We start from the raw sequence: 12,859 nt of genomic DNA on the forward strand, positions 1-12,859 counted from the left end.
CGACCTTACGTACTTACATCCTGCGGTATTTCCTGCATGCATGAAATTACGCATGAATGACGTCAGGCTGTCTGGGCGACATGCATGTACGCACGGTGCGTCGGGAAGTGACCACTGCTAACGAGCGAACGCTGTCGCCAGCTCTGCCCAATGGGTGGTGGCGCGGGCGGATAAGGCGCCGCGTTTCATCGTCCACACCGGTCCCTTGCGGATTCCAGCGAGTCCGAGGCCGATCGCGGAGCGGCCGTGTCGCTTCGTCACGGCGTCGATCGTGGCGCCGAGGCCCTTGGTGTCGAACGCTGTGTCGAAGACGTCGAGGAACGCGTGGGAGCCCTTGGGGGAGAGGTTGGTGAGGATGACGCCAGCCCTGACGTAGCGGGCCCCGTCGCGCAACCGGGGCTGCAGCGTGCCGATCGCGGCCCTGACGATTGCCACCGGGTCGTCGGTGGGGATCGGGAAGCCGGCGAGGCCGCCGGCGGACTCGTACGGCGCATCCGCGAAGGGCGACGTCGAGGCGAACACGCTCATCGTCTTTGTCACCGACTCCTGCGCTCGGAGGCGGTGGGCGGCGCGTTGCGCGTAGACGGAGAGCACCTGCTCCATGTCCGCGATCGTCGTTACAGGAGTGGCGAACGAGCGGGAGAAGATCAGCTGGTCACGGACCGTGCGGGCGGCCTCGAGGGGTATGCAGTCGATGCCGCGCAGCTCGTAGACGGAGCGCTGCAGGACGACGGAGAACTTCTTCCGAATGAGCGCGGGGTCGGCGTCGCGGAGGTCGCGGATTGTGTGGATGGACAGCTCCGCGAGGCGCTTCCCCGTGCGGCTGGCGACGCCCCACAGCTCGGTCACGTGCTGCGAGGCCATGAGGGCGTCGAGCTGCGCGGGTGTGTACCAGTCGGTGTCGCAGACGCCGCCAAGACGCGGGTGCTTTTTCGCGCCGCCCTTGTTGACGAACTTCGCGAGTGTCTTGCTCCGTCCGAAGCCGACGCAGACGGGCAGGCCGACGTTCTTGGCGACGGCCGCGCGCATCGCTCGGCCAATTTTGGCCCGCTCCGCCACGTCGCCGTCGACGCCGAGGAAGCTCTCGTCAATCGAATACACCTCCTGCCAGGCGGAGTAGCGGCCTAGCAGCTCCATCACGCGGGCGGACAGCTCGCCGTACAGCTCATAGTTGCTGGATCGGGCGATCACCTCCGGCAGACGGCCGGCTCGGATGAGGGGTTCGATCTTGAACCAGGGCGTGCCGTTCTCGATGCCAAGCTGCTTCACTTCGTCCGAGCGGGCGACTACGCAGCCGTCGTTGTTCGAGAGGACGACGACGGGCCGGCCCGCGAGCTTGGGGGCGAACAGTCGCTCGCAGGAGACGTAGAAGGAGTTGACGTCGACCAGGCCGATGCGCTGCTCAGAGCGCACGGTGGAGGTGGTGCAGACAGACGGTGACGACGCCCCAGATCTGGAGGTCGCTGAGCTCGGGGACGAGGATCGGCGGGTACTCGGGGTTCTCGGCGCGCAAGATCACGCCGCCGGGGGAGAGCTCGAGGCGCTTAACGGTGAGCTCGCCGTCGAGGATCGCGACGACGACACTGCCGTGCTTGGGAGAGAGAGAGCGGTCGACCACGAGTTCGTCACCGTCGCTGATGCCGGCGCCGACCATGCTCTCGCCGGAGACGCGGACGATGAACGTGGAGGTCCTGTCGCGGATCAGGTGGTCGTTGAGGTCGAGGGACCCGTCGAAATAGTCCTGCGCGGGGGAGGGGAAGCCCGCAGCGACCGCGTCTCCGGCGACGAGGAACGCGATCGTCACCGCGTCGTGCGCGGGAGTAGCGATCCGTTCCACGATCGTCACACTCATCTCGCTACCTCCTGACGTATTCGAACATGTGTTCGATGATGGTCGAGTGTAGGTCGGAGGGTCCGACAACGCTCGTGCACCCAGTCATCCGGCCCTGCGGTGGAACCGTCTCGGGCGCGTCGAGCTCGGCGGGGATCCGCGTCGAGGCCGAGGGTTAGGCAGCTGTCGACGACCACCAGAGCGATCCGGGGGCGAGCATGCCGGTTCGTCCCCAGTGCAGCGCTTCGCGGTGATCGCCGCGGCCGGCCGCGTCGCGGGGGTAGAGCGGCCAGACGCGCTCGCCAGCGGTGGCGGTCTCGAACAGTGGCCGGCTCGTGACGTGTCGACGTCGGGGGCGTTCTCTGGGGGAGGAGGAGCGGTGGGTGAGTTCGGCTTGCCACCACGCCCAGACTTCGCGCTCGACGTCGTAGCGGTGAGCTCGATCCATCAGAGTTCCGTCGACGCCGAGTGCGCGAGCTGCGGCGGTGCGGCGGTCGCGCTTCGCCTGGGTCCACCCGTTGGTGTGCTTGACGATGAGCCGGTGTGTGCGGAGGCGGGAGAGGGCGGTGGCGGCGGTGCGGGCAGTGACTCCCAGCAGCGTGGCGGCGGCGTCGACCGCAAGGGTCCCTTCGCGGCGCAGCAGCGCGTAGGCCTTCCCTGCCAGATGCCCCAGTCCCGCGCGGGTAAAGAGGTCATGGCGGGTGTCGGTCAGGTCGGCTTCGAGCATGGTGAGGAGCATGGTTCGTTCGGTGAAGAGCAGCCCGGGGGGGCGGGGGTTATTAGTGGTTGTGACCGGACCTTGCGGGGAAGCTGTGGAAAAGTGCTCGGACAGTCGCCATTCGCTGGCGTTAGAGCCGTCCGCGTGGACGACGAGCTGCACGTAGCCGTCCTCGCGCAGCGTCCGCAGGGCGCTGGCTGCCGTGGTGCGGCCCAGGCCGGCGAGGAGGGCTAGGTCGCGAATGGAGGCGGCGACGGTGCGCTTGCCTGTGTGCAGGGTGAGATAGGCCAAGGCGGTGAGGATCGTCTTCTCGGACGTCGCCCGCTCGCTCCGGCCCCACCGGCCCGGGCTTACCCGGAACCGGTCCAGGAGGGCGCTGACGGAGGCGGCGATGCTGTCCAGCTCCGCCAGGTCGGCGGGTTCGCGCTCGGGCGGGAGAACGGCGTGCAGCGCCGCGTACTGGCGGGCCTTCTCCCACTGCCGTGCCAGGCGCTCAGCGGCCTCGTCGCGTGACCGCGGGCGGCGGTGGCCACGGCCGGTGTTCTTTGTCCGGTAGTGCTCCATCCCGGGCGCGGTCCGCGCGGCGTGCTCGACGTCGGTGAAGGTCCAGCCGGCGTGCGCGGCCGAGAGCAGGCACATGAATGCCGTCCACGACGGATTCGCGCCGCCGCCGGCCGTGGCCATGTGCGCAGCACCGGCCGCGCTCAGCGACCGGTGCGTGTGGTGCGCGGTGGCGGTGGGAAATGGGGGAGTGGCGTCGACGCGCCGCGGCGGCCGGGAGGCTTCGAGCGCGTCCGTCACGGCCTCGATGGCGGCCTCGGTGACGGTCGTGTCTAGCAGCTCCTCTGCGCGGCCGCGGAGGACGCTCGAGAAGCTGCCGTCACGGTGCGGGGACAGCGGCGGACGAGCGGCGCCAGTGCGCGGGTTGCGGAGCATCCCGTGATCCAGCGTGCGGAAGTTCGCTCGAGCGGCGATCGCCAATCGAGCCACCAGCTCGGCCGGGGCGCCTTCCGCGAGAGCGACCCACAGGTGCCGGCCGCCGGTCCCGGAGGACTGGCAGACAACGTGAGCGACCTGGTGCGCGTCGAGGACGGTGGAGAGGGCGTCGCAGTCGTCTGCGGCCTGCTCCATGAGGTCGGCGTCGACGCCGTGGGAGTCCTTGCCGTCGAAGTCGAAGCACAGCAGCCGGAACACTCCGGCGTCGTCGGCGAGGTAGATCGCCCACGGGGCCGCCGGAGCGACGGGAGAGACAGGGAAAGAAGCCGGATAGGCATTTTCGTCCAAGCGCCCGTAAGCATCCGGACGCATCGTGCGCACGGCAGCACGAGGGCTCAGCCGACGCGTCAACGCCCACGGAGCCAAAAAGGAGTCAACTTCGGCGTTTTGGGCGTGCGAAGACACAGCAATGTGGCTTACGATGAGGTCACTTCTCCTCCCTCGGGTGGGGACGTTGAAGGCCCGGCCTAGGAAACCGGAACTTCGGGAAACTGCTTCACACCTGTTGGCCTGGTAACCGTGTGGTGTGAAGCAAGAGCTTCTAGGCCCGTCGCGTGAGCGGCGGGCCTAATGCGTTAAGCGGCGTTGATCGGCAACTCCGATCGGAGGTCCTGGGCGCGGGGGAGACGGCCGTCTTTGGACATCAGGTGAGTGAAGTGCGTCTCAATGTAGAGCGACACACTCATGCCGCTGGCAGCAGCAGCATCGGTCACGGCATCCCGCACGGTGGGGAGTACTCGCGTGTTCAGCTGCACAACAGCAGTGCCTTCCGGCCGGCGCTTCAGTCCCATAAGGGTCATCATGGGTCCACGTGCTAGCACGTAGGCGCGGGCGGGGCGGCGTGTTGAGACTTCGGTGAGCGAATCGACCATCTGCTTGTCTCCCCTCGATCTAGCGGCTATCACCGCAACGACCACATTTTACGTGGTCACGACCCTACCGCGTCAGTGAGGGCGGGATGCGAGCCCTCTGCCGCAGCGTCGATCCGTGCTCGGAGCCAGGAGGCGACGGTCGATGTGAAGCGCTCGGCGTCGACGTTGTACTCCCAGGCGTGATCGGCTCCTGCCGACTCCCAGAGCGTCGCGGTGTTGGGGTGCTGGGCGACGAAGGCGAGGGAGCTGTCGAACGGGATCTTTCGGTCGCCGGATGAATGGACGACCAAGCTCGGCACCGTCACTCGGGAGCGCGCGGTCCAGTCAAGCTGGTCGAGGTCGACCGGGCCCGCCAGTCCGACGATCGAGGTCAGCGGCCAGTGCGTGAGAGCAACTTCTGCGAGCGTTGCGCACAGGCGGGGGAAGGGCAGGCCCATCTTTCCGGCGACGTTCGCCATGGTGCGGCGCCACTCGGTCGCGGGGGACACCAGCACGAGGCCCCGGATGAGATGGCGCAGCGCGGAGCGCTCGGCGGCGAGGAGGACGATGCTCGCGCCCATCGACCATCCGGCGAGGACGATCGATGTCGCGCCGTGCTCGGCGGCGAAGCGCATCGCAGCGTCGATGTCGTTCCACTCGTCCAGTCCGAGCGTGGACGCTGGGCGTAGGCCGTTCGGTCCTTCACCGTCTCCGCGGTAGGAGCACACGAGGCTCGTGCAGCCGGCCTCCGACGCGGCAGGCACGGTGCGGAGCGCGTTGACCCGGTTCGCACGGATTCCGTGCACGTGAATGACCCAGGTATCGGCGTTGGTCGTTCCGGGGAAGAGCCAGGCCGGCGCTGCTCCTAGATCGGTGTCGATCGCGATGGTCTCGACGTCGGCTGACACTGCGGTCGGGCCGTCGAACGAGTCACCTTCCCAGATCGCACGATCGCCGGGAGCGGGCAGTGTGCCGCGGACGGCGAGCAGATGACGGGTGACCTGCTTGGCGTCACTGCGGGCGGCATCGACCTCTCCGACGATGGCGTGGCCGTCAGTCCACCAGAGCCCCATCACGCCGCGATGAGCCGTCAGTAGGTCTCGAGGCAGGACAACGGTGTCACGGTTCGCGGCGATGACTTTGACCGTCTTGGGCTTCGACGGAGAGACGACTCGTTTCGCGAATGCAATACCTAATCCGACGCCTAGGGTCGAGACGGCAGCGGCTCCGATTGCAGTCCCAATAAGTGCTTGTTTCATCGAGCAATCTCCATAGTCGATCCCAAATGTGACTCTAGCCAAATCTCAGCAGTGGCCAGGTCTTCTTCCTCTTTCGCGGAAAGTTCTATTGCGCTATCGTTCTGCGCATCCCGGAGTGTGACGACATGCTCGAAAAGCCGGGTAGCGATATCAACTTCGGCTAACTCGTCTTCCGGCAACTGGTAGATGGTGCCGTGTAGACGCTCGATCGGGCCACGGAGGCTGGCCGACATGCGCTCGGCGACCCTAACCCACTTCCTGCGCTTCACGGAGAAGTAGACGATGCCGAACATGACGAAGAGGATGCCGGGATAGAACAGATAGTTGAAAGTGGCGTGGAGCACGGCGGATAGTTCCGCCGCTCCGTAGTAATCGAAGATCAGGGAGGCGATTTCATCTACCGCGCCGGCTGCGATGAGCGCAGCAGCGACGACGAAGAAACGGTGACCGATAGCCGAGTCCTGTGCGGACAGCCGTAGGAGATCCACGGCGATGACGAGAACGGCGCTGAGGTAGAGCCCCGCGCAGAGGATGGCAGGAAGCTGGTCGATGTGGTCGTGGATGATCTCTGGCGAGGTCTCCGCTCGGTCGGTGATGAGGAAGAACGAGACCGTGGAGGCCGCCATCAGAACGGCGACGGTGGCGGCGAGCCCGATCCGCCTCTCCCGCTGGTGACCGGTTGCCAGCAGACAGGCTTTGCGGGTGTACCAGAGCGCGATGACGGCGAGGACGTTTTGGACGGCGTAGACGATGTTGGAGCCACCAAGGATCCGATCAATGGTTTCGACAGGGACGACGAGCCCCAGGGTGGAGAGCGCGACGATGCCGACCCCCGATGCGATCCACGCGTAGGGCGCCTCCGTGAAGCCGGATCGTTTCTTTCGCCAGAACCGGAACGGCTGAGGGGTCCTCCACAGAAAGATGGCTACGAGACCGAGGAATGCGAGTGTCTGAGGCAAGGTGCGACGGGCTAACCAAACGCCTTGTCAGCCAGGTGCGAGGCGGTGAGGAGATGCCGGACGATGAGCACGCCCGTCTGCTCCGCCTCGACCTCGGCACGAACGAGGTCCGGGTCGGGTGCGTGACGGTTGAGCCGGCTGGCGGACACCCGTCCTCGAACCACTGCTCCCTGCTGAGTGAGGCTGCTGAACGCTGCCTGCTCCTGCGGGGTCAGCGCTGCTGAGGTCAGGTGGCACCCCACGTGGCCGTGCAGCATGTGCCCGAGCTCGTGCCCGATGCCTCTGACGCGGAAGACGGGCCGGTCTTTGGCTCGCACGAGGACGGCGGCGAAGTCGGGCCAGTCGATCCACACGGCGCTGAGCGACTGATACGTGGGGTCGTCTGTCACTGAGATATCGATCGGCTTGCCGTGAACCTGACGGGTCATCGCCACGACATCATCGAGAGTTGCACATTTCTGCAGCCCAGCGTCATCAAGAATCTGTGCGGCACGACGCCGAATATCAGTTACGTCTACGGTGTTACTTCGCATCAGGTCCTCGACGTTCATGGTGCAGCGTGCGAATGGTTTTCGTCAGAGCCCGCAACTCTGCGGGGCTAATTTCATCGAATGCGCGGGCCGCGATGCTTGTAACACCCGTCTCCTCGACTGCTCGCGCGAAGTCCTTCTGGGCTTCGATCGTCTCGGCAAGGTCTTTATCACCAGTCTGATACAGGTATCGGGCATCGACATCGAAGACGGCAGCCAGAGCGGTGAGAACGTCGAAGTACTCGCGTCCGTCACCACTCCCGCTCGACAGTCGCTGCCAATCCTGCGCGTCGAAAGGCGCATGAGGGCCGGCCATCTCCATCACAGCGTCTACGGGAAGGCCGTTGGACAGGAAAGTCAGTCGACGGGCCAGCTCGGCCTTATCGACGGTAGCGATGCGCCGCTGCGCCTTCTGCTCGGTGACGAGCGTGCTCGCCGCGAGGGTGACGAACTCGGCCACCGTCATGCTGAGCGCGGTGGCGATCTGCTCGATGTCGTCAGCATCGAAAGGTGCATCGGCGCGCATCCGCACGTAGTAGTAGTTCGGTGAAAACTTCGACGTCTCGATCAGCTCAGCAGTCGTCATCCCGCTACGGGGGAGGAGCTGCCGGATTGCTTCCACGATCTGCAACGAGAAGTACGACGGCCCGACCTGCGCTCTACTACCCATCCAGGTAGGCTAGCACCTGCTCTTCTGAGCATGAATGTCCGCTCCAAGTGACCTGGAGACCCCCTGCACGGGTAGCAGGGAGCTACTTGAAGAGGTAGTGTGTCTCTATGAGTACGGGGAACAACTCAGGGGATCAGGCAGTCGGCGTCATCGAGCCGGGTGTGGGGGACACGCGCAGGACGGTGGCCGTTTTCAACGAGCGCCGCTGGCTGGTCATCCGCGCACTGGTCGCTCATGGCCCTGCGACCTGCGATGAGCTTGCCGAGCTGACGGCGCTTCCGCCGACATCGATCCGGCCGCCGTTGCGGGTGTTCAAGGAACTGGGTCTGGTGGACATTCACGAGAACTCGGGGCGCGCGCGCACCTACGAGGTCAATCGTGCCGAGCTGCACGCGACCTGGACTGCCGCGTGCGCTGATCTTCTCCCTGAGGAGCTGTGCGCCTAGAGGCCGACCTCGGGCCGCGGGGCGTCGGAGAACATGTTGGCCTCACTCTTAGCGAACAGCTCCTTGATGAACGCCTTGTCCGCCCGGTACAGCACGGTCCGGCCCGGCCGATCAGCGACAGGAGTGTCAACGATGACCGCTCCCGCGTCTTCAAGCTGCACAAGGTGACGACGCACGGTTTCTGCCGTCTTCTCCGGCACCTGCTTACGGATAGGACCGAAGTAGGAGCCGCGCTCCGGCTGATCAAGGTGGAGCAAGAACCACAGGATGCGGTGGTTGATCTCGTCCCCAATGACTCGAATCGCCACTTTCACCTCGTCGGGTATCGGGATGGGCGAGGGGTCGGGCATGCATCAATCATGGCGCACGAAGCAACAAATCCCTCGCGGGGTTTTGGGCACCATAACTTATTTCTCGGTCGTTCACACATCGAACGTGGTGGTGAGCAGAAAATATAGTTAGGCTCGTGGTGGCGAGCGACTCTCGTCCGCACGAGGGGAAACAGCGTGACCGGAACAAAGCTGGCGCCGATCGCAGGCGCGGTAGCACTGTCGCTCTGTGGGCTCACAGCCTGCACGGCGAGCACGGAAGCAGCACCGACCGGCACCAGCTCGTCGCCTGCTGCATCTGCGTCATCGACCCCCGCGCCGACGACGACCCCGACAGCGAGCGCTGCTCCTACCGAGGCAGCGCCCAGCGATGCGCAAATCACCGAAGACCCCTCAGCGGAGGCTGCTACGACCAGCCTCGCGACCACCGCGGTGACGGCGTTCTGCCGGCCCGCACTGGACTACGACACCTGGATCGCTGAGCTGTACCCGTTCCTAAGCCAGCAGGCAGCAGTGGCCTACGAGACAGTCGACCCGGCGAACGTGCCGTGCACGACTCTTACCGGTGCTGCGAGCGTGCGTGACGGCGATGGGGCCTTCACCATGCGCATCCTCGTCCCCACGGACGCGGGGGAGTACTCCGTGTACGTCCACCGGACCGCGGGGAGCACCCCGTGGGCTGTGGAGCAGATCACCCCCCTGGCGTCGGAGTAACCCGGTGGCAAAGGGGGGAATGGGGGTTCTCGCGGCGGTCCTGGCACCGCTGGTCGCGATCGCACTGCTGCTGTGGCTGCTGTTCTTCGGCGCCGCTGAGAACGCGGCCGCGGCATGCCTGCCTGGCGGCGGACCGGTCAACGTGCCCGCGATCCCCGCAGACGCGAAGGTCGGCGCCTACGGGCACGACCAGCTCGTCAACGCCGCGCTGATCGTCAACGCGGGAGCTGCGAAAGGGCTCGGCGCCGATGGGCAGACGCTCGGCGTGCAGACGGCGATCGGGGAGTCCTCCCTGGTGAACATCAGCTACGGGGACGGGGCGATCAACCCGGACGGGTCGGTCGCTGACTCGATCGGCCTGTTCCAGCAGCAGTCGAGCTGGGGCACCGTCGAGCAGCGGATGGACCCGACGACCTCGGCGGGCTTCTTCTACGAACGCCTCGTGGCCGTCGAGGGCTGGCAGGCGATGGAGCCGTCCATCGCGATCAACAAGGTGCAGCGCAACGCCGACCCGAACCACTACACGAAGTACCGCGCCGACGCCGTGGCGATCATGACCTACCTGAACAGCCTCGGCAGCAGCACGACCGCGCCGACGACGGCGGCGCCAGTGGGTGTTCCGTCGACGCCGATCGGCACCGCGCCCGCCTCACCGGCGCCGGTTGGTGGATGCGTCTCCGTGTCCGGCGATGCGCAGGCCCTCGCGGCGAATCTCGTCGCGGCGATGGACGCCGGCAACCTGACCCTTCTCGAGGACCGCTACGCGCAGCAGATCCGCGACATGGCCGCGGGCACCCCCAAGGAGAACTGCGCGATCGACGTCCGCATTCTCCAGATCATCACCATCGGGCTGAACACGTTCGGGAAGGTCGGCGTCTCCGACCTCAACCGCCAGTGCACCGGCTCCCTTCTGGGCGCCGGCACCGGTTCGTCGCACTGGATGAACGGCGGCGGCAACGCCGTCGACTTCTACAGCTTTGCGGGAACCGCCACGACTGGCTGCGACGCCAACGCGCTGCAACTCCTCGACGTTCTCGACCCGCAGGTCCCGCAGGGGTCCCGCGCTGGCCAGAATCAGTGCCGCTCGACCACCTATCAGCACATCACGCAGTTCGGTGACACCCCGAACCACCTGCACTTCGACGTCGCCTACGCCGACGGCCCCCTCACCACCGGATAACCGGACCCCTCCGGAGCCCCAACCGGCGGCACCGAACACCCCGCACCACCAACACAGAAACGGAGCACACACCATGTCTGCACTCGCTCTCACCTCCGAGCTGATCACGGCCGCCGGCGCGCTCGGCGCCGTCGTCCCCGACCCGGGCCCCGGCGGCATGCCCCCCGGATTCGAAGCCTTCACCACCGTCATGGGCTGGGCCAAGTGGGTCGGCCTCGGCGTCGCCGTCGTCGGCCTCATCATCCTCGGCGTCACCATGACCATCTCCGCCCGCCGCGGCGAAGGCGGAGAAATCGGCGGCTGGCTCGGCCGCCTGCTCATCGGCGTGATCATCATCTCCGCCGCCTTCACCGTCGTCGGCTTCCTGATGGGCGCCTAGCGACCCGGGAAACCGACCGGCACCACCAACAGGAAGGCAAGGGACGTCATGAGCGACTCCGAACCGCGTAACCCATTCAAGACGAAGGGCTTCATCGTCGGAGCCAGCCTCGTCGGAGCACTCGCCCTCGCCGGCATCGTGCTCGGCGTTACGTCCCTCGATGCCGGGGGAGGCGGCAAAACTGCCGCCACCCCCGGCGTCTCTACCCCCAGCTCCACCATTTCGGCGGAGGCCGAGAGCGTGTGCGGACTCACCGGCTACGAAGAGACCGGCACCCTCACCGCCGCCCCGACGACGGAGTGGACCATCGTCGGCACCATGGCCGCCCCGAACTCGGACACGGCCGGGCCGGGGCTGACCGATGACGACGGAGTGCGCCGCTGCTACGCACACACCGTCGACGGAGCACTGTTCGCCGTCGCCAATCTGTGGGCGATGGGCTCAAATGCGCGTCTGGCCGATTCCGTCACAGACAAGCTGACCGTTCCCGGCCCGGGGCGTGATGCGGCACTGGCACGAGATGTCGCGCAGTCGAACACTGGCCTGAGCGCTCAAATCGCAGGCTTCAAGACGCTCTCCTACAGCGGCGACACCGCGACCATCGAAATCGCCTTCCGCCTGAACGACGGAACACTCGCGAGCATCGCGACGGACGTGGCTTGGTCGGACGGCGACTGGAAGATGCAACTCACTGACGATGGCCAGTCGGCCTACAACCCGGTGCTGCTCCAGAGTCTCGGCGGCTACGTGCCTTGGGCGGGTGTCGCATGACACTACTCGTCACCGAAACCACCGCTCCCGTCTCGGAATGCGGACTCCTCGACTTCCCCTGCAAGATCAACGAAGGCATCGGAGAGGTTGTCTCGGCAGCCGCGAACGATGCGTTGCAGCAGTTCGTCAACAACATCATGGAGGGCTACGGCAAGGCCCTCGCCTCCCTCGGCACCCTGTGGGTACGCGTCCCGTCACCGGTCACGGTCGTGGACCAGGGCGGCGGCGTCAACGGCGGCGGCACACCGCCACAGCCGGAAGCATTCGAGACGATCCTCGGCTACGTCACGTGGGTGTCCGCGGGCCTGGCCGTCATGTCCCTGATTGTCGCGGGAGTGATGATGACGAGCCGCCGCCGTCACGGCGACGGCGAAGCGCACATGGGCCGCATCGGCGTCATCCTCCTCGCGGTGCTGCTGCTCTCCTCGGCCTCTGCGCTGGTGACGGGTTTCCTGCCGCTGGCGATGCACCTGAACGAGTCCTCCTCGGTCGTTGGCTGGGTGCAGGGTCAATTGCAGTGGTACACCGGCGGCATCGCGATCCTCTCGATCCTTCTGGCGGCCGGCCGGATGGTGTGGACGCAACGCGCGATGCCGCTCCGCGAGCTGGCCGGGTCGGTCTTGACGTTGATCGCGGTGGCCGGGGCCGGCCTCGTCGTCATCCGCTTGGCTACGTCCGCGGGAGATGCGTTCTCCGTCTGGATTCTCGACAACTCGACCACGTGCAGCGTGACCAATGGAGAGTCGAACTGCTTCGGCACGACGGTCGGAACGATGATCGGCATGACGATGGCGTCGCAGAACTCCATCGGCCTGATCGGTCTGTTCCTGCTGGGAATGCTGGCCGTGTTCATGACCTACGTGCAGATCGCGCTGATGGTGTTCCGCGGCGCAATGCTCGTCGTCCTCGCCGGCATCTTCCCCATCGCCGCCGCCGCGACAAACACGGAAATCGGTCGGCAGTGGTTCAAGAAGGCGATGGCCTGGACCCTCGCGTTCATCCTCTACAAGCCCGCCGCGGCGATCGTGTACGCGATCGCGTTCCGCATGACCGGCACCGACCTGTTCAAGTCGGACGGCACTGGGCTCTTCCAGATCGTCACCGGCCTGGCGCTGATGCTCATCGCGCTCGTGGCCCTGCCCGCACTGATGCGTTTCCTGGTTCCCGCTGTCTCCTCGGTCGGCGGTGGCGGTGCGGCTGGCCTGCTGCTGGGAGCTGCGGCGGTG

The 12,859-nt window shown here is 66.2% G+C and carries 14 protein-coding genes; 6 read left to right on the top strand and 8 right to left on the bottom strand.

Features of this window, described 5'->3' with window-relative positions:
- Positions 1-117: 117 nt before the first annotated feature.
- From IOC53_RS14350 to IOC53_RS14380, 7 genes are all read right to left on the bottom strand, one after another.
- Positions 118-1,413 (bottom strand): Y-family DNA polymerase, encoded by a 1,296-nt coding sequence (locus IOC53_RS14350; protein ID WP_207406722.1) that lies wholly within the window; start codon positions 1,411-1,413, stop codon positions 118-120.
- Positions 1,403-1,852 (bottom strand): LexA family transcriptional regulator, encoded by a 450-nt coding sequence (locus IOC53_RS14355; RefSeq protein ID WP_207406723.1) that lies wholly within the window; start codon positions 1,850-1,852, stop codon positions 1,403-1,405. The genes IOC53_RS14350 and IOC53_RS14355 overlap by 11 nt, the downstream gene beginning before the upstream one ends.
- Before the next feature lie 154 nt (positions 1,853-2,006).
- Positions 2,007-3,950, bottom strand: a complete 1,944-nt coding sequence (locus IOC53_RS14360) for a hypothetical protein (protein WP_207406724.1) — start codon at positions 3,948-3,950, stop codon at positions 2,007-2,009.
- Between the two features lie 523 nt (positions 3,951-4,473).
- A complete protein-coding gene (locus IOC53_RS14365) occupies positions 4,474-5,697 on the bottom strand; it encodes an alpha/beta hydrolase (protein ID WP_207406725.1) in 1,224 nt (407 codons plus the stop codon).
- Positions 5,652-6,614, bottom strand: a complete 963-nt coding sequence (locus IOC53_RS14370; RefSeq protein ID WP_207406726.1) for a hypothetical protein — start codon at positions 6,612-6,614, stop codon at positions 5,652-5,654. Before IOC53_RS14370 ends, IOC53_RS14365 begins: the two co-directional genes overlap by 46 nt.
- A gap of 11 nt (positions 6,615-6,625) precedes the next feature.
- Positions 6,626-7,165: a hypothetical protein gene (locus IOC53_RS14375; protein ID WP_207406727.1), complete on the bottom strand. Its 540-nt coding sequence runs from the start codon at positions 7,163-7,165 to the stop codon at positions 6,626-6,628.
- Complete coding sequence (locus tag IOC53_RS14380) at positions 7,137-7,814, bottom strand: hypothetical protein (RefSeq protein WP_207406728.1); 678 nt, start codon at positions 7,812-7,814, stop codon at positions 7,137-7,139. The genes IOC53_RS14375 and IOC53_RS14380 overlap by 29 nt, the downstream gene beginning before the upstream one ends.
- A gap of 107 nt (positions 7,815-7,921) precedes the next feature.
- On the opposite strand from IOC53_RS14380, the gene IOC53_RS14385 reads away from it, so the two are divergent.
- On the top strand, positions 7,922-8,260 hold the full coding sequence (locus IOC53_RS14385; RefSeq protein WP_207406729.1) for a helix-turn-helix transcriptional regulator: 339 nt from the start codon (positions 7,922-7,924) through the stop codon (positions 8,258-8,260).
- On the opposite strand, the gene IOC53_RS14390 is transcribed toward IOC53_RS14385, so the two are convergent.
- Positions 8,257-8,610, bottom strand: coding sequence for a hypothetical protein (locus IOC53_RS14390; protein ID WP_207406731.1), 354 nt, complete (start codon positions 8,608-8,610; stop codon positions 8,257-8,259). The genes IOC53_RS14385 and IOC53_RS14390 overlap by 4 nt on opposite strands.
- Before the next feature lie 156 nt (positions 8,611-8,766).
- On the opposite strand from IOC53_RS14390, the gene IOC53_RS14395 reads away from it, so the two are divergent.
- From IOC53_RS14395 to IOC53_RS14415, 5 genes are all read left to right on the top strand, one after another.
- Positions 8,767-9,303 (top strand): hypothetical protein, encoded by a 537-nt coding sequence (locus IOC53_RS14395; RefSeq protein WP_207406733.1) that lies wholly within the window; start codon positions 8,767-8,769, stop codon positions 9,301-9,303.
- 19 nt (positions 9,304-9,322) lie between these two features.
- Positions 9,323-10,483, top strand: coding sequence for a hypothetical protein (locus IOC53_RS14400; RefSeq protein WP_207406735.1), 1,161 nt, complete (start codon positions 9,323-9,325; stop codon positions 10,481-10,483).
- A 73-nt stretch (positions 10,484-10,556) separates the two neighbouring features.
- A complete protein-coding gene (locus IOC53_RS14405) occupies positions 10,557-10,862 on the top strand; it encodes a hypothetical protein (RefSeq protein WP_207406737.1) in 306 nt (101 codons plus the stop codon).
- Between the two features lie 48 nt (positions 10,863-10,910).
- Positions 10,911-11,633 carry a hypothetical protein gene (locus tag IOC53_RS14410; RefSeq protein WP_207406739.1) on the top strand — a complete coding sequence of 241 codons (723 nt, stop codon included), beginning with the start codon at positions 10,911-10,913 and terminating at the stop codon, positions 11,631-11,633.
- The coding region (locus tag IOC53_RS14415) for a hypothetical protein (RefSeq protein WP_207406741.1) at positions 11,630-12,859 on the top strand (1,230 nt) is incomplete at its 3' end. The genes IOC53_RS14410 and IOC53_RS14415, both read left to right, overlap by 4 nt.

This window comes from Rathayibacter sp. SD072 (genome assembly GCF_017355185.1).
Classification (GTDB): Bacteria; Actinomycetota; Actinomycetes; order Actinomycetales; family Microbacteriaceae; genus Rathayibacter.